At 37.3% G+C, this 21,665-nt stretch carries 21 protein-coding genes; 9 read left to right on the forward strand and 12 right to left on the reverse strand.

All coding sequences use genetic code 11. From position 1 onward, the window contains the following. Positions 1 to 546: 546 nt before the first annotated feature. The 3 genes from F4694_RS26710 to F4694_RS26720 all read right to left on the reverse strand — a co-directional run bounded on the left by F4694_RS26710 (position 547) and on the right by F4694_RS26720 (position 3,339). Positions 547 to 1,566 (reverse strand): DUF3231 family protein, encoded by a 1,020-nt coding sequence (locus F4694_RS26710; protein WP_179602955.1) that lies wholly within the window; start codon positions 1,564 to 1,566, stop codon positions 547 to 549. Positions 1,567 to 2,067: 501 nt separating this feature from the next. Next, positions 2,068 to 2,715: a YcnI family copper-binding membrane protein gene (locus F4694_RS26715; RefSeq protein ID WP_179602956.1), complete on the reverse strand. Its 648-nt coding sequence runs from the start codon at positions 2,713 to 2,715 to the stop codon at positions 2,068 to 2,070. Between the two features lie 42 nt (positions 2,716 to 2,757). Continuing rightward, positions 2,758 to 3,339: a copper resistance CopC family protein gene (locus F4694_RS26720; protein ID WP_179602957.1), complete on the reverse strand. Its 582-nt coding sequence runs from the start codon at positions 3,337 to 3,339 to the stop codon at positions 2,758 to 2,760. 281 nt (positions 3,340 to 3,620) lie between these two features. Between F4694_RS26720 and F4694_RS26725 the strand changes: the two genes are divergently transcribed. After that, complete coding sequence (locus F4694_RS26725; RefSeq protein WP_179602958.1) at positions 3,621 to 4,418, forward strand: sensor histidine kinase; 798 nt, start codon at positions 3,621 to 3,623, stop codon at positions 4,416 to 4,418. Next, entirely contained in the window at positions 4,415 to 5,065 is a 651-nt protein-coding gene (locus F4694_RS26730) for a response regulator (protein ID WP_179602959.1), read from the forward strand. The genes F4694_RS26725 and F4694_RS26730 overlap by 4 nt, the downstream gene beginning before the upstream one ends. 111 nt (positions 5,066 to 5,176) lie before the next feature. On the opposite strand, the gene F4694_RS26735 is transcribed toward F4694_RS26730, so the two are convergent. Then, complete coding sequence (locus F4694_RS26735; protein ID WP_179602960.1) at positions 5,177 to 5,677, reverse strand: GNAT family N-acetyltransferase; 501 nt, start codon at positions 5,675 to 5,677, stop codon at positions 5,177 to 5,179. A 126-nt stretch (positions 5,678 to 5,803) separates the two neighbouring features. After that, positions 5,804 to 6,148: a hypothetical protein gene (locus F4694_RS26740; protein WP_179602961.1), complete on the reverse strand. Its 345-nt coding sequence runs from the start codon at positions 6,146 to 6,148 to the stop codon at positions 5,804 to 5,806. 199 nt (positions 6,149 to 6,347) lie between these two features. Between F4694_RS26740 and F4694_RS26745 the strand changes: the two genes are divergently transcribed. Beyond that, positions 6,348 to 6,746 (forward strand): (deoxy)nucleoside triphosphate pyrophosphohydrolase, encoded by a 399-nt coding sequence (locus tag F4694_RS26745; RefSeq protein ID WP_179602962.1) that lies wholly within the window; start codon positions 6,348 to 6,350, stop codon positions 6,744 to 6,746. Positions 6,747 to 6,764: 18 nt separating this feature from the next. On the opposite strand, the gene F4694_RS26750 is transcribed toward F4694_RS26745, so the two are convergent. The 4 genes from F4694_RS26750 to F4694_RS26765 all read right to left on the reverse strand — a co-directional run bounded on the left by F4694_RS26750 (position 6,765) and on the right by F4694_RS26765 (position 12,388). Next, positions 6,765 to 9,578 carry a DEAD/DEAH box helicase gene (locus tag F4694_RS26750; protein WP_179602963.1) on the reverse strand — a complete coding sequence of 938 codons (2,814 nt, stop codon included), beginning with the start codon at positions 9,576 to 9,578 and terminating at the stop codon, positions 6,765 to 6,767. A gap of 126 nt (positions 9,579 to 9,704) precedes the next feature. Beyond that, complete coding sequence (locus F4694_RS26755; protein ID WP_179602964.1) at positions 9,705 to 10,379, reverse strand: uracil-DNA glycosylase; 675 nt, start codon at positions 10,377 to 10,379, stop codon at positions 9,705 to 9,707. A 105-nt stretch (positions 10,380 to 10,484) separates the two neighbouring features. Then, positions 10,485 to 11,600, reverse strand: coding sequence for a M20 metallopeptidase family protein (locus F4694_RS26760; RefSeq protein WP_179602965.1), 1,116 nt, complete (start codon positions 11,598 to 11,600; stop codon positions 10,485 to 10,487). A 200-nt stretch (positions 11,601 to 11,800) separates the two neighbouring features. Beyond that, complete coding sequence (locus F4694_RS26765) at positions 11,801 to 12,388, reverse strand: NAD(P)H-dependent oxidoreductase (RefSeq protein WP_179602966.1); 588 nt, start codon at positions 12,386 to 12,388, stop codon at positions 11,801 to 11,803. Between the two features lie 120 nt (positions 12,389 to 12,508). Here F4694_RS26765 and F4694_RS26770 point away from each other — a divergent pair, with 120 nt between their 5' ends. The 3 genes from F4694_RS26770 (at position 12,509) to F4694_RS26780 (ending at position 15,315) form a co-directional block, all read left to right on the forward strand. Beyond that, the gene (locus tag F4694_RS26770) at positions 12,509 to 12,946 is read left to right on the forward strand and encodes a MarR family winged helix-turn-helix transcriptional regulator (RefSeq protein WP_179602967.1); all 438 of its coding nucleotides are present in this window, start codon (positions 12,509 to 12,511) and stop codon (positions 12,944 to 12,946) included. A 119-nt stretch (positions 12,947 to 13,065) separates the two neighbouring features. Then, on the forward strand, positions 13,066 to 13,635 hold the full coding sequence (locus F4694_RS26775; protein WP_257029414.1) for a hypothetical protein: 570 nt from the start codon (positions 13,066 to 13,068) through the stop codon (positions 13,633 to 13,635). 93 nt (positions 13,636 to 13,728) lie between these two features. Continuing rightward, a complete protein-coding gene (locus F4694_RS26780) occupies positions 13,729 to 15,315 on the forward strand; it encodes an acetolactate synthase large subunit (protein ID WP_179602968.1) in 1,587 nt (528 codons plus the stop codon). Positions 15,316 to 15,379: 64 nt separating this feature from the next. Here the strand turns inward: F4694_RS26780 and F4694_RS26785 are convergent, their stop codons facing one another. Then, entirely contained in the window at positions 15,380 to 15,955 is a 576-nt protein-coding gene (locus F4694_RS26785) for a YhcN/YlaJ family sporulation lipoprotein (RefSeq protein WP_179602969.1), read from the reverse strand. A 240-nt stretch (positions 15,956 to 16,195) separates the two neighbouring features. Here F4694_RS26785 and guaC point away from each other — a divergent pair, with 240 nt between their 5' ends. Next, positions 16,196 to 17,179, forward strand: coding sequence for a GMP reductase (guaC, locus tag F4694_RS26790; RefSeq protein WP_179602970.1), 984 nt, complete (start codon positions 16,196 to 16,198; stop codon positions 17,177 to 17,179). Positions 17,180 to 17,248: 69 nt separating this feature from the next. Here guaC and F4694_RS26795 read toward each other — a convergent pair whose 3' ends face one another. Then, positions 17,249 to 18,109, reverse strand: a complete 861-nt coding sequence (locus tag F4694_RS26795; protein ID WP_179602971.1) for an EamA family transporter — start codon at positions 18,107 to 18,109, stop codon at positions 17,249 to 17,251. Positions 18,110 to 18,434: 325 nt separating this feature from the next. Continuing rightward, on the reverse strand, positions 18,435 to 19,283 hold the full coding sequence (locus F4694_RS26800) for a DegV family protein (protein WP_179602972.1): 849 nt from the start codon (positions 19,281 to 19,283) through the stop codon (positions 18,435 to 18,437). 335 nt (positions 19,284 to 19,618) lie between these two features. Here F4694_RS26800 and F4694_RS26805 point away from each other — a divergent pair, with 335 nt between their 5' ends. After that, entirely contained in the window at positions 19,619 to 20,701 is a 1,083-nt protein-coding gene (locus tag F4694_RS26805) for a branched-chain amino acid aminotransferase (protein ID WP_179602973.1), read from the forward strand. Positions 20,702 to 20,885: 184 nt separating this feature from the next. Continuing rightward, positions 20,886 to 21,467, forward strand: coding sequence for a M15 family metallopeptidase (locus F4694_RS26810; protein ID WP_306458543.1), 582 nt, complete (start codon positions 20,886 to 20,888; stop codon positions 21,465 to 21,467). The last annotated feature ends 198 nt before the right edge of the window (positions 21,468 to 21,665 follow it).

The following is a 21,665-nucleotide window of genomic DNA, read 5'->3' on the forward strand; positions in this document are numbered from 1 at the left end:
CTATTTACAAACTGGATCTTCTCCATTTTCTTACCCTGTAAATATAGCCCAAAAATGTGAGTCCGGTAAACACTAGGACGATTAGTGCAAGGGTTTGTAAAATCGCAAATACAATTTATATCGTGGATTCATTGGTGCTAAAAATAGGCAGTGTAGTAAAAAGGTAAAAAAACGAGGCAATAACGACGTTAATGAGTAGAGTAATTAAAGCAGCCTTACCCATCGACCTTTTCTCACTCTCATATTTTTCAAGGATAGTAGCATTATCTGTATAAATAGTGGCTACCCCCTTCGCTGAGCTGAACATCTTTTAATGATATAGTTTTCAATGCGTTTTTCTGGAAAATATTTTCTAATTCAACAAGAGCTAGAACGTAAGGTAATTGGAAAGAAAAAATACTTATTGTTTACTCCATGAAAAAAAGACCGTCTTTTGACGATCTGTACTTTAATTAAAGCATTATGCTTAATAAAAATTTTCAGATTGCATTTTTTTCACATTTCATGACTTAAACAATAAAAAATAATGATTTTGAAACTATATTATTATCTCTCTGCTGCATATGGCGGTTTTTCCATCCAGCCATTTTCAATCATGAGTTTAGCTGCCTCTTCACAAAATAAAGAGATTTTCGCAAACGATTTTGTATAGACTAACCCAACATCATGCCTTCCATTTACAGCCACCGAATTTCCAAATGCCCGTAATTTCATGGAAAACATATCTGCCTTATGAAATAACATGATCTTATCAGAAAAAGGAGAAAACGTTGAGTTTGTCACTAAATGATCTAAAAGGGGTGGAGAAGGCAAATTTTCATCGTGTAGTTTTTGCATGTAACGTTCTAAATTTGTTTGTGTAAGGTCTCTCCCTTTTTCAAACAATTGCCGAACTTGTTCATCTTTTGCTACTTGGGCGAATGCCATAATGAGTGCTTTACTCGTTACATTGTTCTCTATATTATCGTAAAAATGAGTAATTTCCAAAGCATGTAAGGGTCGTACATGGCCGAAGAAGCCATTTAAAAAATCCTTATGGATAAACTCAACTTTATCGGGAATTGGAATAAGAGGCGGTTTTATGATAAACCCTTTATGCATTAAGATTGCTTTAATTTGGTCCATTAAATCCATAGTGGACTCCAAACAATATCTAAAAAAGTCTTTTACATCTTTCCTGTAAACAAGCGGGTATCCTACGTTATAGATACTCATTCCTGCTTTTGCTGTATATTTTAAGTAATGAACATAAAACTGATCTTCGAATAAACGAGGTGCACCTGGGTTTACATCTTCCTCTTCAGAAAAGCCTCTAGGTATAGGGAAATTTTCTTTCTTAAAGATTTCTTCCGTTGTCTTCATGAAATCAACGCTTAAATTGTACGCATTTTCTACTAAGATTTTTATATCCTCATCTTCAACGTGTTGAAGATAATAAGCTAAGATGCATTTCGCCATACTGTTTCCCATATAGGTTGCCCAAAGTTTTGCCATTTCTGCTGATGTTAATCTTTCCGTAATGTTTGTTTTTGGTGAACTTAGATTAATCGGTTTTAGTGCAATCATGTTAACCCCTTGTATTGATTTTTTCGATAGTATTTAACTTAATGTGAAATCATATACAGAATCAACACTTAATTATTTCAATTCCAACGAAAGTCCTATTTGAGGTTCTTAGTCCAAACTTTCAACGACTCTAAATCTATAGAACTAGTGCCTCTTTACAGCCAACCACATCTCCACGGGCGTATTAAACTCTTTCACACTCTAAACTAAAAATAACCTTCGAACCCTTCAATACTGCCAGATTTTAAATTCATGAATTTGCACCGCCCTTTCTACCCTCTATATAGGGTTGAATAGGGCAAAAAGACAGGGTGGTTTTGCAGAAAGTTGTTACGGAATTGTATCCGTTGAATTGAGGTGCCTCCAAAAAAAGGATTTGGTGGTTACAACGAAGCAAATTGATCTTCGATATCCTACTCATTATTTTACTAACCTCATTCTTGAGAGCGAAAAGAAAAGGACAGGAGTAATTTTACTCTTGTCCTCTCACCTATATAATCATCATCGTCTTTTTAAAGAAATACCTAATGATACCAGCGCTGCAATTAGAGCGGCGATTGATACATAAAGTGGAGCATTGGATGAATTAGTTGAATCTTTTACAGCTTCTTCGTTGGCTTGTTCTGTTGGTGTTTCATCTTTTGACTCCGTTGTTCCATGGTGATCATCAGAGGCATCAGCTGGTTTTGGATTAACGCTGGTCACTGAGGCTGGCTTTTCTGAATCTGGTGCCCCAATCCACTCAACCACACTTCCGTCCTGATAGGTTTGGTATGCTTTGAAAGCAATTTCAGTGGCGTCGTCTGCTACTTTTCCTTGCATATTAAAAAGTCCGAACTCTGTTGATGTTAATCCTTGGTTTTCTGCTGTCCATGTGACACTGGTAATCGTACCAGAAGAATCTTTTTCCACTTCATATTTCCAGCCTGGCTTTGGTTCAAATCGACTAATCGTAACTTCTGCCGGAAATTCCACTTTCACCTGTGTAGTAGGTACTGTTTCATTTTCGGATGGTACCCTTACAGTAAACATCTCATAGCTGCCCTGTATGGTTTCCTTCGGCAGTACCGTTACATGTGCACTAGCGATTCCTGTAAAAAGTGAAAATGCTGCAAGCATTACTACAAATGTGGCAATCATCTTTTTCATTAATAAAATCTTCCCCTCGACAATAATATAAGAATTTAATGATTAACGTTTTTTCTTTCCTGTAAACAATAGAAGAACAATTCCAAAGATGACGACCAAACTTACTGCGATTATCACTAGCACAGTGGAAGAAGAATTTTTATCAGCCTGTTCAACTGTGTCACTTGCGTTATTTTGTTCTACACTATTTTGTTGCGTCTGATTGGATTGACTATTTTGATCTTGCGTATCTTGGTTTTCCTCAGGAGTTGCAGGATTTGTTTCTGATTGATTTTGGTCCGTCTGAACACTAAAATTTATCTCGCCATTTATGGGATGACCATCTTCACCAATAATCTTCCAAAGGATGGTGTAGGTGCCATTATCCAAAGGATTGGAAATTCTTCCAATCAATTGCTTATTTTCAACCTTAATCTCTTCTAATGCTACTTTCTTTCCGTTCTTCACCAATTCCATCGTGCTTAACTCTTCGATAGTAGAAGCGAAATCAAGGGTGATTTGTTCTAGATTCTCCGTTACAACTTGTCCTTCGGCTGGATTAGATGAAGAAAGACTTGTGTGTGCACTAACCACTGAAGGCATAATCATCAAAACGCAAAACATTACGATCATTAACTTTTTCAAAATATAGCTCCTTTCCTCATTTCTCTTTTGCTCATACTATATTCAGGATTATTTCCAGCTAGTACAAATGTCCCGATATTGCAGAAAGCCAACCTTATTAAAAATTAAAATTCAATAACGATGTAAGTAAGAGAAATGTTCAATAAGTTTTTCTGATGTAACATCAGTGTAAAACCTCTACTATCCATAGTAAATAGCTCAACAGGGCTATCAGTATCCTATATGTTTTTGGGTTATTATCATTTATAGTAATTAAATAGTGTTTGAAGGAGAGGTTTTAATTGTCCTATCGTTTAATACAGATGCTTACCGTCGTTTTACCGACAATTTTAATCGGAGGTTTTGAATTCTTTCGCCACGGTTTTCTTCTTGGACACTTGTCGATGGAGACCGGTAATGTCCTTATTACCATTCTAACGTTTATACTTTCCCTGCTGTTTTCATCCTGGATATTCCACATTATAAGAATTAAGAATGACCAATTAGCGGAGGAACAGGCAAAACGAGCTGTTTATGAGGAACGTGAGAGACTAGCACGGGAACTTCATGATGGGATTGCCCAATCCCTTTTCTTTCTCAATGTTAAGCTCAAGCAAGGAGATCTGGCGGCTGCCTCAAGTGCAGTTTCCACGATTGATCACCATGTTCGACAGGCGATTTTCAACCTGAGGTCTGCACCAGAAGAGGATGGATCACTTAATTTCAGAGTCACCAAGTGGATATCTGAGTGGAGTTCATTCACCGGTATCGATGTGGAGATTGATTTCGAATCACAAAATGATTTGTTTACAGTAAAGGAAGAAGTCCAAATCTTTGCGATTATCCAAGAAGCATTTGCGAACATCCGCAAACATTCCGGATCTACACAAGTACAAATTGACTTCAAGGGAACTCAAGAACAATGGCAATTGAGGATTTGGGATAATGGCCGTGGAATTGATATCAATTCGTTATCGGACAGGAAATATGGAATATCCATGATGCGGGAACGTGCAAGACAAGTTAATGCAGAATTTCAAATACATAAAGGTGAGCTGGGAGGAACAGAAATTATCTTAACAAAGGAGATGCAGCAATGAAGCAGTATAAGATTGTAATCGCGGATGACCATCCTCTTGCTAGAGAAGGCATTCGAAGTGTTTTGGAATCTGATCAATCCTTTTTGATTATAGGGGAAGCCGCAGATGGACAGGAAGCTCTGGAACTTTGCAAAGAACTGCAGCCCGATTTGCTGCTTCTTGATATAAATATGCCCAAATTAAATGGACTGGAAGCCGTTCGAAAAATAAGAACAGACCATCCTCATATTCATGTTGTGATGTTGACAGTTTCAGATGATGTAAAGGATTTATTTACTGCCATTCAATATGGTGCGCAAGGATACTTGCTTAAAAATATGGAGCCGGAAGATTGGCTAGAATACCTTCATGCTTTGCTCGGCGACCAATCAGAAGTGTCACGTAAGATTGCAAACAGGCTATTCCATCGTTTTCGAGTTGGTAATACCTCTGCTGTTGAGCCCAGTCCGGTTTCTTTGACACCGAGGGAGAGCGAAATTCTTTCGTGGGTAGCATCCGGTGAAACAAATAAGCAAATTGCACAGAGACTGGTCATTGCCGAAAATACGGTAAAGAATCATATTAAAAACTTATTGGAGAAACTCCAACTGGATAATCGCGTCCAGCTTGCTGCCTATGCGGTGCGGCATGGATTTGAAATAAAATAAATGCTCATAAATTTTAATCAAACGTTTGATTAGCTTGGTAAAACCAATAGTACCAAGGAGTTGGGGGATTCAATCAAACGTTTGATTAGTTTTTTCAATATAGAAGAAAGATTATAGTAACTTAGACATAAAATACTCGTTATAAAATTCATCATTAATCATCAACGATTTTCTTTTTATACCTTCTATCTCAAATCCACATTTCTTGTATAGCGTTATTCCTGCTTCATTTTGAGTAACAACTGTAAGTTCTAATCTTGATATATTAGCGTTTATTGCCCACTCTTCTAACCGTTGAAATAGTTTTGTTCCAATTCCACGCCCTCTGTATTCTTCTAAAATACCAATAACAAGATATACAGAGTGCTTTGTTCTCTTTACGCTACCGCCAATGGCTATTAAATAGCCAACCAACTTTCCCTTTTCTTGTTCTGCAACAAATATTGTTGAATTACTTTGCTGTTTGATATGTTCCAATTTTTCATGTTGTTGTTCAGGAGTGGTTTTTCTTTCTCCTGCTTCCATAAGCATGAACTTAGCCTCAGATTCTACTTGCTTAATTAAACATATAAAATTTTCAGCATCTACGGGTTGTATCTCTCTTATTAACATTTGAAATTCTTCATTTCTTCAGAATAAATAATAAGGTACTTCACGTTTTAAAACCTCTTTCTCTAACCTATAAAGGTATCCCTGGAGCTGGATTTGCTTCATTTCTCTAGACTTACTAATAAGTAATTAATGAACATCTACCCTAACTTTCAACGCTTCATCAATTAACGCAAAGATGTAAGCAGTGTTTTGAGATTTCTTGGATGCCTCTTGACGGCTGTTTGTTTCACCCTTTTGCCAACGGTCATAATAGCGATAAACATACTCAAAATCCTTAAAAGTAATCATTCTATCCATAGAAATTTTTACACTAGGTGTATGATTCTTCGCCTTTTTAATAATGAGACTTCTTTCCTTGACACCTACTAAAAACCATAAAGGCACACTCTTATTTTGTGGAACTGTATGTATTTCGAATTCTGATTGTAATGCCCTCTCTCTAAGCTTCTCCCATAGAACGGCTGCATTCATACTTTTACCTCCTCTCAAAATCGAAAATTTCTAAATATTTACTTTAACATTATAGCAAAAACTTGCTCGCCTCAATCATCATCACAAAATCGTATTTTAAAAAATTCAAATGTATTTATCGCCATGCCATTTGTCGTTAAAAGAATCTAATTTAAAAAAATGATATTATTATGAGTATAGATATCATTAGGAGGCTACCATGAAAAAACTTGTAAAAGTAGTTGCTGCTATTATTGAAAATGAAAGTAATGAAATCTTATGTGCATTAAGATCACCAGAAATGTCTATTCCTAATATGTGGGAGTTCCCAGGTGGGAAAGTGGAATCAAATGAAGATATATACTCAGCACTAGTAAGAGAAATTGATGAAGAATTGGCATGTACGATTGAAACTACAAACGAAATCTTTAATGACAACACTCATGAATACGAAACCTTTATTATTAATTTAATTTCGATAAAATGTAAAGTTGTCGAGGGGACGCCAACTCCGAGTGAGCATTCCAAGTTAATCTGGTTAAAAAGAGAAAACCTTGAATCTCTCAAGTGGGCACCAGCAGATATCCCTGCAGTGGAACAATTAATAAACGAAAAATAGTCTTCTCAAACGAGAAGACTAAACTTTCTTCGTAAACTCTGTATATAAAATAGGCGGTACCTCATTTTCTAACTCCATCCATACCGTGATTGGCTTATCCCCTTCAAATTCCACAGAATTCCCTTTACCAATATAAATATAAGGCTCGGTTTTCCCATCAATTTCTTTATACTTACGAATAAACAAGTGCAGATTGACACCACGTTGTTTATTAAAAATAATATTTTTCCCTCTTTCAGACTGCTGGGTTGTACTATTCACTGATTGCCATTGGAATTTTTGAGGACTAATAAATTTATCTTTGTAATTAATACTTTCTTTTACATCCTCTTCTTTGTGTAAATCTATAAATAGAAAATACTCATTCCCATTTGCTAACAATCCTGACCCTCTAAAGGAACTATGGATTTTACGATAGTTAGAAAGTAAAGCTGCATCCACCATTTGATATTGCTCATAAAGTTTAAAATATGGAACTCCGTAGTACTCAGTTCCAAATTCCTTTTCATAACGGAAAATCCCATAGGTAATAATATCTTCGATAAACTTCCTATAATCTTCATTTTCCAATAGCTCTTTAAAAAGTAGAGACTTAGAAAGTTTGCCATTGCTAAATTGAACTAATTTCGGCTTATTCTTTGTTTGAACACTATCATAGTAATTTTGATTCAAGCACTCAAAAGCATGCAAAATACTATCATCGTCAACCCTGGATATCATTTTTAAGATTTGGTTCTTCGCTATTTCTAAACTAATTTCTTCATGATCCAATAAATATCGAAGAATTACAAACTCATAAATACGCTTAAGTGGAAGCTTGCTTGACAATTCTTTTAAAGTCCCTTCAAACGACTCATTCTGTAGGAGCTCCTTTAAATATTCATCCTTCTCCACTTTGGCCACAAATTGTAAGTATGTTTTTTCCCGATCAATGAATTTAACAGGATCAGGTGCTCCATCATATTTCAGATAATCCAAAAGCAAGAATGGTATCCGACCTTGATTGAGTTTCTTAAATTCAAAGTACTCTTCCTTAAGATACTTCATCGAATTAAAGTTTTCGCTATCAATCTGAGTCAAGATTCTTTCCTGCGTTATTTTATCCATTTGAATATGGGTACACCCAGGTATATTAGCAAATCCTGTTGCAACGGCAACCTTCAAACTTTCTTTATCATAATAACGACTTCCGTTTAATGCCAGTGCAATTAGGAATGTTTTATTATGGTTCCCGATAAAGTCGAGTACCGTTAAGAAAGTTTTTTCTGGGTGTTTCCTTAATCCTCTACCAAGCTGCTGAATAAATACAATAGGAGAATTAGTTGGTCTTAACATTAATACCGTATTTATAGATGGAATATCCACACCTTCATTAAAGATATCAACTGTAAAAATGAATTCTAATTCTTCATGGTCACTTTCTAACTGCCTAATAAATCGCTCCCGTGTTTCTGGTGAATCTCCACCATGTAAACAAACACTCTGATAGCCCTTCTTATTAAATTCACTAGCCATATACTGAGCATGCTCGATACTAGCACAGAAACCTAGGCCCTTCCTTTTCTCACCGTCATGACCATAAAAGTCCATTTTCTCAATAATAAAATCAACGCGTTCGTTAACCTTTAATCTTTTTGTGATTTCAGCAATATCATCAATGTTCACATCACTTAAATCTATACCTTCAATATCTGTAATTCCAAAGTAGTGAAAAGGAATAACTAGCTCGTCCTCAAGAGCCTCATGCAGTCGAACTTCTATTGCTACATTATTATCAAAAAGATCAAAAACATTATAACCGTCACTTCGCTCTGGTGTAGCCGTCATTCCCAAAGTAAAATTAGGCTTAAAATAATCTAACACCGTTTGATAAGTTGGGCTACTCGCATGATGTGCCTCATCAATAATCAGATAATCGAATTCATCCCTTTTAAATTCATGAAAACATTTAGATATGGTTTGAATGGTGGCAAACACATAATCTACATTCTTCTGTTTGTGGTTACCTGTAAGTAGACCAAAAGTTAGACCCTCATTGGGCAATAGCAATTCAAAGGTTTCCTTTGCTTTTTTCAAGATCTCTTCTCTATGAACAATAAAAAGTAGTTTCTTTGGTTTAAAGCTTTTGACATCAAATGCTGACATATAGGTTTTGCCCGTACCGGTTGCAGCAATGACAAGCGCCTTTTTCTCCCCAAAGTTTCTCAGTCTTTCTAGATTCTCTGTAGCTCGTCTTTGCATTCTATTGGGGACAATATATTTTTTATTTTCATATATTAAGTTCCTTGTTTGTTTTGTATCCTTAAAGCTCTTTAGAAACTCTTCATATCTATAAATAAAATCTTCATCCGCAACCTCACTCATATTCCATAGATAATCATATTCCTTTAAAACATCCTGTATAAACCGACCATTGTCTTTCGTGATGATTTCAACATTCCATTCGATATTACTCTTCAAGGCACTTTGGGTAATATTAGAGGAACCAATAATCACTTTATAACTATCTTTGTATTCGAATATGTATGCCTTCGTGTGGAAACCAATCTCTTTATCTGTAACAAAAACCTTTAAATCCACATTATTAAACTCTCTAATCTTCTCCAATGCCTTTGCATCAGTGAAATTAAGATAAGTGGACGTAATGATTTTCCCTTTGACTCCCTTTTCCTCCGCTTCCTTCAAAGGATCGAGCAAAAGCTGCAAGCCACTAAAATTAATAAATGCTACACTGAAATAAAACCGCTCGCACTCATTCATGGATCTCACTAATTCTCTTAATAAATTTCCTTTTTCGGAGTTCACTATTAACTTCTTTTCGACCGTATCCATCGACTTTCCCCTGACTATATTATTAACATTTGTTTAGTTAATGTTATTTTTTGGATATATAAAAATTGTACAATATATGCGCAGAAATAAAAAGATCCTCAATTCGAGGACAAGGTGAAAATTAGATTATATATTATTTATTTGCCAATCAATCTCCATACTCTCAATCTCCCTCAATAACTGGTTAGCTTGGGAAAACGGCCGGCTGCCAAAAAAGCCATTATGAGCAGACAATGGACTCGGGTGAGGAGATTTAATAATGAAGTGATGGGATGCGGTAATCAATTGTTGTTTCTGCTGCGCAAAATTACCCCACAGGATGAATATCACAGGCGTCTCCCTTTGATTCAATATTTCTATAACTCTATTGGTAAACAGCTCCCAACCAAGACCTTTATGTGAGTTTGCATTTCCAGCCTGCACTGTCAGTACTGCATTTAACATCAATACCCCCTGCTTGGCCCATTCCACTAGGTATCCATGATTGGGTATCATGCATCCCACGTCGTCCTGAAGCTCTTTATAAATATTGCGTAATGATGGAGGAATTTTCACTCCTGGCTTAACAGAGAAACTTAAACCGTGGGCTTGTCCGGGCCCATGATATGGATCCTGACCGATAATTACTACTTTCGTATCTTTATAGGAAGTATAATGGAGGGCATTAAAAATATCATGTTGATCGGGATAAATGACCTTCGTTTGATATTCAGTCTGTAATTTTTTACTTAATTGTTGATAATACGTTTTTTCGAACTCCTCCTCCAATAAAGGAGCCCAATCATTTTTTAAAATTGCCATTATCTTTCACTCTCTCTCAAGATGTTAATTTAATTATAAGTATAAAAACCTACTTTCACCATAAAAAACACGAACAGTACCAGGCACTGTTCGCTACAAAGATACTCAAATTTCAGCTAGTCCTTTAAAAAGTTCCACTGCAGTTTCGATGATTTCATCTCGAAAGTCATACTCGTAGGTATGGATATGAGGGTAGTTTTCTCCGTTTCCGATGTAGAATATAGCACCTTTCGTCAACTTCGTGTAGTGGCCGAAATCTTCTGAGGCACGGAAGGCATCCTTCATTTCCACCAACTGAAATCCTTTTTCATTGCTAACCTCACGGATTTTGTCAGAACTTTCTTTGTGGTTTACAGTTTCCGGAAATTCATCGTTAAAGGAGATGCTTATTTTCAGTCCGTACTTTTCTGCTTGCTCTCGTGCAAGATCTTCAAGGTTTTTCTGAAGCTTATCCAATTCTGCTTCGTATAGCGCACGAATGGTTAGGAGAAGCTCACCTTTACTTGCTGCTAATCCAAATGCTCTTTCCCCAATGTTTACCTGAACAACAGTACAAAGTACCAAACCTTCATTGTTTTCAGTAGAGGTAAGTTCTGGAATGGCATCAATAATCTTTGCAATCGCAAATGAGGGATTGACTCCATTCTCCGGCTGGCTGGCATGAGCAGGAGATCCTTCCATGTGAATTGTCATGCCCTTGGAGGCGCAATGAGCGGTTCCGTCGATTACATTAATCGAATTAAAAGGCATGCCGCTCATATTATGATAGGCAAAAATTTCTTCAATATTATTTTCCTTAATGAAAGTGGCACATTGGATAGCGCCATCTCCCGTTTCCTCCGCGTGCTGGAAAAGGAAAAAGATGTTTTTGTCCGCACCATTTTGGTCGACTTCGAGTGCAAAGCCGGCCAGGCCTGCAGCATGCCCATCATGTCCACATTTGTGGGATACCCCTGGATTCTTAGAAGCATGTGGTATGTCAATCACTTCGGGCATTGGAAGGGCATCAAAATCTGCACGAAAAGCAATGTTCTTTTTATCCTCACCTGCTCGATAAATTGCATAGAACCAACTGTCTCTATCTACGATTTCCAGCATCGTATGCTTTTTTAGAAAATAGATTAAATGCTGTTTAGTCCAAATCTCTTCATTCGAAATTTCAGGATGCTGGTGCAGTTCATGACGCAGTTGTATGGCTAATTCTAAATTTTTTACATCCAATGAATCCTTTACTCCCTTCCTATAGGTTATGTGAAATGTATCTGCAAGCCTAAATCATTAAGACTCTATAATAAACTATCTATGGGTGTACAATGAGTACTCCTCATAAAAAATCAGTCTTACTTTAACTTCTATTATAGTACGATTTTGATATTATATTTGCGATATTATCTTAAATGATGTCCCACTAAATAAAAATCTTAATGGTCTAGTTTACTAAAATAGTGATGAATTTTTTCTAGCTTCTTCATTTGGTTTCCCTTTGGACTTTCCATATTCCCAAATTCAAAAAACTTCACTTTCTTGATTCCCACAAAGTTGAATAAAGCTCTTTTCATTAGAATCTTATGTGCATTGTTCAACCATAGGAATGGATAGTGAGTCGGCCCTTTCATGGTGGACACACATACAACAGACTTTCCTTTTAAGAGCCCTTCAGGAAAATATCCCTTCTTATCTTTATAGGCAAAGTTCGAGGCAAATAATTGATCGATAAATCCCATAAGCATTGCCGGAGGTCTCCCCCACCAAATTGGGTAAATAAAAACAATTTTGTCAGCCCACATAATCTGTCTCCTGTATTTCTCCACACCAGGATCAGTATGCATGTCTCTTCTTCGTTTTTGCTCGTTAAACACTAGAACAGGATTAAAGCCCTCTTCATATAAATCTAAGACCTGTATCTCGTTAACATGGGGATTTTCATTACTTCCCTGCAGCACCTTTTGTAAAAATGCATAATTCAAACCCTTATGATTTGGATAGGTAAATACGATTAGCATCTTCATTAGGCTCACCTCTTACTTATCATTTGATAACCAAATCATAACATTCTCTCCATTAGTTATCAATTGATAATTGTAATTTGATAACTAATTTGTTATCTTGGGCTATAAGAGGTGAAAAAAATGGACAAAAATGTTCTTTTTAATAAACTTGTATCATTTACGACTTCTGTCCATCGTGTTACAAATGAATTAACAAAAAATGCGAAGCCAAATTCAATCTCACAAGTTCAATATAACATTCTTGAATTTATTGCAGTAAGTCAACCAGTGACTCCGAGTGAAATAAACGATTGTCAAAATATGTCTATGTCAAATACTAGCCGTGAACTTAGCAAGTTAAGTGAAAAGAGATTAATTGAAAAGGTAAGCGATAGCAAAGACCGACGAAAGCAATATATTCGTCTATCACAAGACGGGGAAGTTTTAATGAAGGAAGCATTTGCTACAATTGAAACTCGTTTTCAAAGCAGAATACAAAATGCCTCGGAAGAAGATTTAAAAGAAATCGAACGAGCTATCGATATTCTTCAGCGAAAATTATTTTATCCTATTAAATGAATTTCCTTTGTTCTCCTTATCATAGGTGTAAAAAATCCAAATATATTATTAATTAAGTATTCTTTTACATCGGACAGTGCCTGCACTGTCCTTACCTATGAAAAAAAGGATGATCTACTATGTTTTGGAATAAAGACATAAAGAAAAACATCTTAACCGTCAGCGCTATTATCAGAAATCAAAGAGGTTTCGCCTTTAAATTGGTTACTGCCGCATTATTGGCTTTAATCGCCGCTATACTCCAAGCTGCAGGCGGAGTCATCCCGGGAATTGGAATGCTCATCAGCCCTTTTTCTACTGTCCCCATTATCATAAGCATGTTGCTCTCACAATCGTATGGATTATTGAGCTATTTTCTTACCATTTTCCTCTTACTGTTCATTCAACCTTCTGAACTTATTATCTTTCCATTTACGACTGGTGCAATGGCCATTGGAATCGGCATTGGGTTAATCCTGTTTAACAAGGGTTGGAAAGTTATCACCGTTTCAAGTTTGTTTTTATGTATCGGGATTTGTCTCTTACTCTACGTCTTGAAATTTCCTGTTTTGGGTCCATTCCTTATACAATTTAAGGTATGGAATATCTTCGTTATTTACTTACTTTCACTTGTATATTGTTGGTTATGGATTGAACTTGTCATACGTTTACTTTCTAAACTCATCACAGGACAACAGGGACGGTTCTGATGGCTCTAATTAGACCATCAGAACCTTCTCCCATGCATTTTTAGCGGAAAAGAGGGAAAAATAGGAAAAAACCAGTTTGAAAGGAGTACTCCTATGAAAGCAACGGATATACTTGTTCAATGCTTAGAAAATGAAGGGGTTGAGTATATTTTTGGCATTATGGGAAAGGAAACCCTTGACCTAATGGATTCGTTATCTAAATCTAAACAAATTAAGTTTGTGAATGTCCGTCATGAACAAGGAGCTGCTTTTATGGCAGATGTTTACGGTAGATTATCCAACAAAGTTGGCGTTTGTTTGGCGACATTAGGACCTGGGGCCACTAACCTTTTGACTGGCATAGCAAGTGCGAACTTGGACCATTCTCCGGTTGTAGCGATTACTGGACAAGCAGGCTTTGAGAGGCAGCACCAGGAATCACACCAATATGTAAATATCGTTAAAGTATTTGAACCAGCTGCAAAGTGGAGTATTCAAATTAAGGATTCACAAATCATACCAACCATCATTCGTAAGGCATTTAGAGTCGCGCAAACGGAAAAGCCAGGCGCTGTTTTAATTGAACTGCCAGAGAACTTAGCACCACAGATGATTTCAGCCCATCCGTTACCCGTAACACCTATTCCAAAGAGCACACCTAATTCACAAGCTATAGCGGATGCCCTAACACTAATTGGTCAGAGCCAAAAACCAGTTGTCATTGTAGGAAACGGGATAATCAGGCAAAAAGCAGCGGCAGAACTCCGCACATTTTTAGAAAAACTTCGATCACCTGTAATCCATAGCTTTATGGCAAAAGGAATCTTGCCTAAGGACCATCCACTGAATTATTTTACATTTGGTTTTAACAAGCAAGATGAAGTAGTACCGATTATCGAGGAAGCTGATTTGTTAATTGTCGTTGGTTTTGATTTTGTTGAAGCACTCCCTAATGACTGGAATAAAAAAATGCGCCCCATTTTACATATCGATCCATTGCCTGCTGAAATCGATGAATACTACCCTGTTAAAGGAGAGTTGGTTGGGAATTTAATGGAGACATTCCAGGCGCTTAATAAACTGGATTTAGCTTCTAAACCATGGACACCCTCAGGTAATCTAAAGGAACGGATTAAGAATTCTTATCAAATGAAAGAAGAACTCCAAGAAGATCAATCATTAACAGTAGAAAATATCTTAAACATTGTGGAAAAGCTTTCAAAGGAAGACACCATCGTGGTTTCTGATGTAGGTGCTCACAAGGTATCCATAGCCCGTACATTTCAACCAAAACAAGCCGGCCGGCTTATTATCTCAAATGGATTAGCCTCAATGGGGATTGCCTTGCCTGGTGCAATTGGTGCTAAATTAGCCTCCCCGAACGCAGCAGTTATTTGTGTTACGGGGGATGGAGGGGCTTTAATGAATATTTCCGAGTTAGAGACGGCGAAACGATTAGGCCTTTCGTTAATCATTATTGTGTTGAATAATTCTAAGTTACTTTTAGAAGAACAAATGATGCAGGAAAAGTTCAGTCATAGCTTTGGTATAGACTTTGGAAACCCTGACTTTGTGCAGCTTGCTGAAAGCTTTGGAATTAAAGGCGTTAGACTGAATCAATTGAATCAGTTTGAACAAGTACTAAAGGCTGCATTAAATCAGACTAATGAACTTACACTGATTGATGTCAGCCAAGGGTAAACTTTTAGAAAAAGAAAAAGGAGAAAACATTTCACCTGCTTAGGTATGTTTTCTCCTTACTATTTTAGTCCTGATTAACCCCAGTATGATGATTAAAGACCCTGCGAACCATCTTATTAAATCCGCCATCTTGTCCATGTGCCTGTCTGCCATTTTGTATTTTGACCCGATATTGGCTCATTTGTCTAACAAAGTCACGATTGGTTGAGATGTATACATTTTGAATGGTTCCGTCCGCAGCACGTACTTGTTGTGCAATCTGATCTTCCACGTATGGGTAAAGTTCACCATGAAAGTCATCAACCATAACAACCCCTACATAGGCGTTACCGTTTGCTGCAATAATCTCCGCACGTTTGACTTCATCTAATTTCTGAACATTATCCTCAGCTTCCTTCACTACCCGTAAACCATTTTTAACATTCCTATTGTTATTGTTTGTGTTATTGTTTGTGTTATTGTTAGTGTTCATAAAGTTTACATCTGGATTACCCAAACTTCTTACCGGATTTAGGGCTCCAAAATTGCGGTTACTCATCTCCCCGTGCTGGTCTGTTCCTCTTCCCTCTTCTTTCATATTACACCCAGCAATGAATACAGCCATAATGAAGCAGGTCAATATGATTTTAAGTGTTTTCATAAAATTCCTCCTAAAATGAGTTCATGCTTACAATTACCTTTATTCCCGACTTTTATGTAGAGATTAGGAGGAATTTTTTTTATAAAAAAGCTTTGTAAAAAAAGATGTTTCTTCTTCTCCCTGGGAACTCATTGAACCGGGGGATTGATCATCAACAATGTTATTTAACAAAGCTAAAGAATAAAATGAAGCCAATCCAAAAACACTAAACCATTGATGATTTTTTTGAGGAGGCTCCTTATGGATAGTGTGTTTGATTATGAAGATATTCAATTAATTCCCGCAAAAAGTGTAGTCAATAGCCGATCAGAATGTGATACAACCGTTACTTTTGGCAGCAGAACCTTTAAGCTGCCTGTAGTACCCGCCAATATGCAGACCATCATTGACGACAAGATTGCGATATTCTTAGCGGAAAAAGAGTATTTTTATATTATGCATCGTTTCGAACCAGAAAAGCGGCTGAATTTTATTAAAGACATGCAATCCCGCGGGTTATTCGCTTCAATAAGTGTTGGTGTCAAAGAGGAGGAATATCGGTTCATTGAACAGGTAGCGGGAGAACAGCTATCACCAGAATACATTACAATTGATATTGCACACGGTCATTCCAATGCTGTCATTAAAATGATCCAACATATTAAGCAGTACTTACCTCAAAGTTTTGTGATTGCCGGTAATGTTGGAACACCAGAGGCCGTTCGCGAGTTGGAACGAGCTGGCGCAGACGCGACGAAGGTTGGGATTGGACCTGGAAAGGTGTGTATTACGAAGATTAAGACGGGATTTGGAACGGGCGGTTGGCAGTTGGCAGCTCTTCGCTGGTGTGCCAAGGCAGCAAGTAAGCCGATTATCGCAGACGGCGGGATTCGTACCCATGGAGATATTGCGAAATCGATAAGATTTGGGGCATGTATGGTGATGATCGGTTCCTTATTTGCTGGTCATGAAGAATCTCCTGGCGAAACGATTGAAAAAGATGGAAAGCTCTATAAAGAATACTTCGGTTCAGCATCGGAGTATCAAAAAGGTGAACGAAAAAATGTTGAAGGCAAGAAAATGCTCGTGGAGCACAAAGGTGCTTTAATCGATACACTAATTGAAATGGAGCAAGACCTTCAATCCTCTATCTCCTATGCTGGAGGAAAAGAGTTAGACGCCATCCGCCATGTCGATTATGTTATTGTGAAGAATTCCATTTTTAATGGTGATAAGGTTTATTAAAAGGCTGAGCGGGGTTTTCTCCGCTCAACTTTTGCTTATTTCCAACCTCCCCGTACTCCCCCATTTAGCTTATAAAATCAATAATAACGTTCCAATTGTTATGATGATCCCTCCGATTATCGTGTGTTTGGCCGCTTTTTCTTTTAAAATACTAAAGCCTAAGATCATCGTGAGAACCACGCTGAATTTGTCAATCGGAGCTACTATTGAAACCTTTCCCATTGCAAGAGCAGCAAAATAGCACAACCAGGATAAGCCAGTGGCGACCCCGGATAAAACTAAAAAGACGTACCCCTTTTTCGAAATGTCCTTCAATTTTTTATGTGTTCCTTGGAAAAATACAATCACCCAGGCAAATATCAAGATTACAATCGTGCGTAGAAAAGTGGCCACATTGGAATCTACCCCTTCCATCCCGACTTTTGCCAGTATTGAGGTTAAGGCGGCAAATAGAGCCCCTAAAATCGCATACACAATATACCGCTGCGATCCTGAGAATCGTTTCTTTTCTTCATTTTTTCCAATCAAAATAAACGTTCCGATGGCAATGATTGCTCCTCCAGCCATAATTAGAGGTTCTGCCGGCTCCCCTAAGACTAGGATTGAAAAAATAATCGTAAGCACGACACTCGATTTATCAATCGGTACCACTTTGGAAACATCACCAATCGCGAGAGCTTTAAAGAAAAATAACCATGAAAAGCCCGTTGCAAAGCCCGATAACAGAATAAACCATAATGCACTAGTTGAGATCTGGGAAATCGTCTCAAGCTTACCCGTTGTCATTACCATCATAAAAGCCATGATTAAAACCACAATCGTCCTGACTGCGGTCGCTAGGTTGGAATTTACATTTTCAATTCCTACCTTTGCTAAGATTGCAGTAAATGAAGCAAATAATGCCGCCAATAATGCTAAAATGATACTCATTTTACACCTGCCTTTTTTCTATATTTATTAGTTTTAGTATAAAGTTGTCGTAAATTAAGTGAAATATTTATATCATTGCTGAATATATATAGTTTAAAACCAATTTTCACTGGAAAGGGGAGTCTCGTCTTATGGATATCTGCATTTCTTGTGGAAACGAATTATCTCTCCCAGAGAGAAATCGAACTGAATGCTGGGATTGCAGGGATAAGTCAACGGAAGCCTATACAGAAGATGAATGAGGTAAGGTTCTGATTTTTGTCTAAATTATAGCATATTAAATAAGAGACACCCTATTACAATGGATAGGGTGTCTCTTCCTTTTTTATTCGGTAACCCATGAAAGTCCAAGTGTACCAACACCTGTATGCACACCTGCAACGGTAATGAGCATTAGCGTTTCTGTTTCGATCGTTGGGAAAGTTTCATTTATGACTTTTTCAAGACCATTTGCCTTTTCTTGGTCGTTCGCATGGACAATGGCCACTTTTTGAACTGATTTTGTTTCTAGGTCTTCCTTTAAATGATTTACCAGCCAAGCATGTGCCTTTTTTTCAGTTCGGACTTTATCCTTAATCTTTGCGGTTCCATCCTCAATGGATAAAATCGGCTTTATATTAAATAGTGAGGCTAGTATTTTTTGACTTCCAGATACCCTGCCGCTTTTATGAAGCTGATCCAAGTTGGATGGTACCAAAAACAATCGAGTGTGCTCCCGCAATTTATTTAATTGATCAACAACTTCACCTATTTCAAGACCCTGTTCAACTAGTTCTATTCCTCTTTTCACCAGGAAGGATAAGGGATAGGAACCGGTATTTGAATCGATGGCAAACAATTTAAATCCAGCCATTTCCGCCGCCATAACAGAGGTTTGATACGTACCAGTTAAGGTACTGGAAGCATGGATGGCTATGCCAAATTCATACTCTCCTTTTAACTTTTCATAAAGGTCGACGATGTCTCCGATATTTGGCTGAGATGATTGGAATTTTCCATCCTCATTTTTCATTCGATTATAGAAATCTTCTTCCGTTATATCGATTGTTTCTTTGTAAAATTTATCATTAATGACAACATGCAAGGGAATGACATGAATGTGGTGCTTATTAATAAACTCTTTGCTTAGAGACGCAGTTGTATCCGTAATCCAGGCAATTTTGGGCTTGTTCATTTTATCACTATCCTTCAATGAAGATTCTCTTATTTTATATAGGAATAACTAAATTTAGTAGTATGGTTACGAGGATAACATTACAAAAATGAATAATGTCTCACAAGTTATATTTGTCATATACAACATAGATTTTTGAGTCCGATAAGCACGATTGTCACCGTTTTGACAAAATCAAAACAAAATTAACCTGTTTGAATCTAAATAGTGGTATAGTAAGAGAAAGTATTTTTACTATTTCAAAAATATAATTATTAAGGTTTCGACATGATTCATGTTTAGAAGGATTGAATGGTGTTTAAAACTGAATCTATTATTAAAAATGAGGTGTGAGCATGAAACAGGAGATTTCATTTATTCCAAGAGAACAATTAAAAACAAAGCCTGATACCGCTTCACTGGGTTTCGGAAAGTATTTCAGCGATTACATGTTTGAAATGGATTATCATAGTGACCTGGGCTGGCATAATCCAAGAATTACTCCATATGAACCATTAACACTAGATCCTTCAGCGATGGTTTTCCACTATGGACAAGCTATTTTTGAAGGGATGAAGGCATATAAGACTCCGGATGGTTCCGTCCAGCTTTTCCGTCCAGAGAAAAACATGAAGCGTTTCAACGAATCATGTGACAGGCTCTGCATTCCCCAAATTGATGAGGAGTTCTTATTAGAAGGCATTAAACAATTGATTACCACGGAAAAAGAATGGGTTCCAGATGGTGAAGGGACATCACTTTATATTCGTCCGTTTATTTTTTCAACAGAGGCTTATCTTGGTGTACGCCCTGCCAATCAATATAAATTGCTCGTCATCCTCTCCCCGTCCGGAGCCTATTATGGCAGTCAATTGAGTCCCGTTAAGATTTATGTGGAAGAGCAATACGTCCGTGCGGTAATTGGCGGAGTCGGCCATGTAAAGACAGCAGGCAACTATGCAGCAAGCTTGAAAGCACAAAAGAAGGCAGACGCAGGCGGCTACGCCCAAATTCTATGGCTCGATGCGAAAGAGAATAAATATGTAGAAGAAGTCGGCAGCATGAATATCTTCTTTAAGATCAATGGAGAAGTAGTAACACCAAAGTTAAATGGCAGTATTTTGCCAGGTGTCACCCGTGATTCCGTCATTGAATTGCTAAAATATTGGAATATTCCTGTCCGCGAAGAGAGAATTTCCATAGAAGAGGTATTTGCCGCACACAAACGCGGTGAACTAGAGGAAGTCTTTGGAGCAGGAACCGCTGCTGTTATTTCACCTGTTGGTGAACTAACTTGGAAAGACCAGTCCATCACCATCAATGACAATCAAATTGGTCAGCTGTCTCAAGATATCTATAATGAATTGACAGGGATACAACTTGGGAAGAAAGAAGATCCATTTAATTGGACAGTGAAAGTTACTTCAGTTGAAGGATAATCAATAAACTACTGAATATGTGGGATCCAGCTTTGAGCTGGATCCTTTTTTGTATTATAAAGACTTTTAAGGTATAGAACGATATAAAGATATACAAAATTAGAAAGGTAACTTTTTGAAACAATGATTCTATTTTTCTCGTCTTTACTAATGCAGGATTTTTGATAAGAAAGGATTTGCGATATTGAAACTTAACTGGAAAGGCAGACTGCTATTTACATTCATTATTGGCCTTATTATTTTATTCTTTGTACAAAACCCTATTGGCACCAGCATACTAAATCGATTAAACATAGGTGATTCTGCTCCAATGCCAACCGAGCTTCATTCAGTAGTGAGAGAGCGGAGCAATCAATTGATCCAGCATGCAGCTGATAAAGGGATTGTGATGGTGATTACCGATGACTTCCGTAGCGCTGAAGACCAGGATCGACTTTATGAACAAGGCCGGACAGTGGCTGGAAATATTGTAACCAATGCAAGAGGAGGAGAATCCTTTCACAACTTTGGGCTGGCGATTGATTTTGCCATAAAAACCCCTTCTGCAGATATTATTTGGGATATGCAATATGATGGCAACCAAAATGGAATAGCAGATTGGAACGAAGTTGTGGAAATGGCAAAATCCCTTGGATTTGAATGGGGCGGCGATTGGGCTCAATTTAAAGATTATCCCCATTTACAAATGAACTTTGACTTAACATTAGCCGACCTGCAAAACGGGAAAAGACCGGCAGATTTATCCCTGACAGCTGATACCAATTAAGGGAAGATTGAAGCCCCCTTCCTCACCTGCATATCGTTTTTTAGAAAATTATTGGCCTGATTCGTAAGTAAGGTCCAGTTTACTGGATTTTTTTTCATGCATTTCCTCTATCTTTATTTTGATGGCGAAATACGCATCACTAGTAAACCGTGTTATGATAGTTATTGATTTTATTAACATTGTTTATAGTTCTAATAA

Source organism: Neobacillus driksii, from assembly GCF_013409995.1.
GTDB lineage: Bacteria > Bacillota > Bacilli > Bacillales > Cytobacillaceae > Neobacillus > Neobacillus driksii.

Coding starts and splice junctions, on each gene's coding strand:
- F4694_RS26730 (WP_179602959.1), top strand. CDS start 4,415: ATGAAGCAGTATAAGATTGTAATCGCGGATGACCATCCTCTTGCTAGA.
- F4694_RS26775 (WP_257029414.1), top strand. CDS start 13,066: ATGTTTTGGAATAAAGACATAAAGAAAAACATCTTAACCGTCAGCGCT.
- F4694_RS26770 (WP_179602967.1), top strand. CDS start 12,509: ATGGACAAAAATGTTCTTTTTAATAAACTTGTATCATTTACGACTTCT.
- F4694_RS26755 (WP_179602964.1), bottom strand. CDS start 10,379: ATGGCAATTTTAAAAAATGATTGGGCTCCTTTATTGGAGGAGGAGTTC.
- F4694_RS26750 (WP_179602963.1), bottom strand. CDS start 9,578: ATGGATACGGTCGAAAAGAAGTTAATAGTGAACTCCGAAAAAGGAAAT.
- F4694_RS26765 (WP_179602966.1), bottom strand. CDS start 12,388: ATGAAGATGCTAATCGTATTTACCTATCCAAATCATAAGGGTTTGAAT.
- guaC (WP_179602970.1), top strand. CDS start 16,196: ATGGATAGTGTGTTTGATTATGAAGATATTCAATTAATTCCCGCAAAA.
- F4694_RS26795 (WP_179602971.1), bottom strand. CDS start 18,109: ATGAGTATCATTTTAGCATTATTGGCGGCATTATTTGCTTCATTTACT.
- F4694_RS26745 (WP_179602962.1), top strand. CDS start 6,348: ATGAAAAAACTTGTAAAAGTAGTTGCTGCTATTATTGAAAATGAAAGT.
- F4694_RS26800 (WP_179602972.1), bottom strand. CDS start 19,283: ATGAACAAGCCCAAAATTGCCTGGATTACGGATACAACTGCGTCTCTA.
- F4694_RS26715 (WP_179602956.1), bottom strand. CDS start 2,715: ATGAAAAAGATGATTGCCACATTTGTAGTAATGCTTGCAGCATTTTCA.
- F4694_RS26805 (WP_179602973.1), top strand. CDS start 19,619: ATGAAACAGGAGATTTCATTTATTCCAAGAGAACAATTAAAAACAAAG.
- F4694_RS26785 (WP_179602969.1), bottom strand. CDS start 15,955: ATGAAAACACTTAAAATCATATTGACCTGCTTCATTATGGCTGTATTC.
- F4694_RS26780 (WP_179602968.1), top strand. CDS start 13,729: ATGAAAGCAACGGATATACTTGTTCAATGCTTAGAAAATGAAGGGGTT.
- F4694_RS26740 (WP_179602961.1), bottom strand. CDS start 6,148: ATGAATGCAGCCGTTCTATGGGAGAAGCTTAGAGAGAGGGCATTACAA.
- F4694_RS26735 (WP_179602960.1), bottom strand. CDS start 5,677: ATGTTAATAAGAGAGATACAACCCGTAGATGCTGAAAATTTTATATGT.
- F4694_RS26710 (WP_179602955.1), bottom strand. CDS start 1,566: ATGATTGCACTAAAACCGATTAATCTAAGTTCACCAAAAACAAACATT.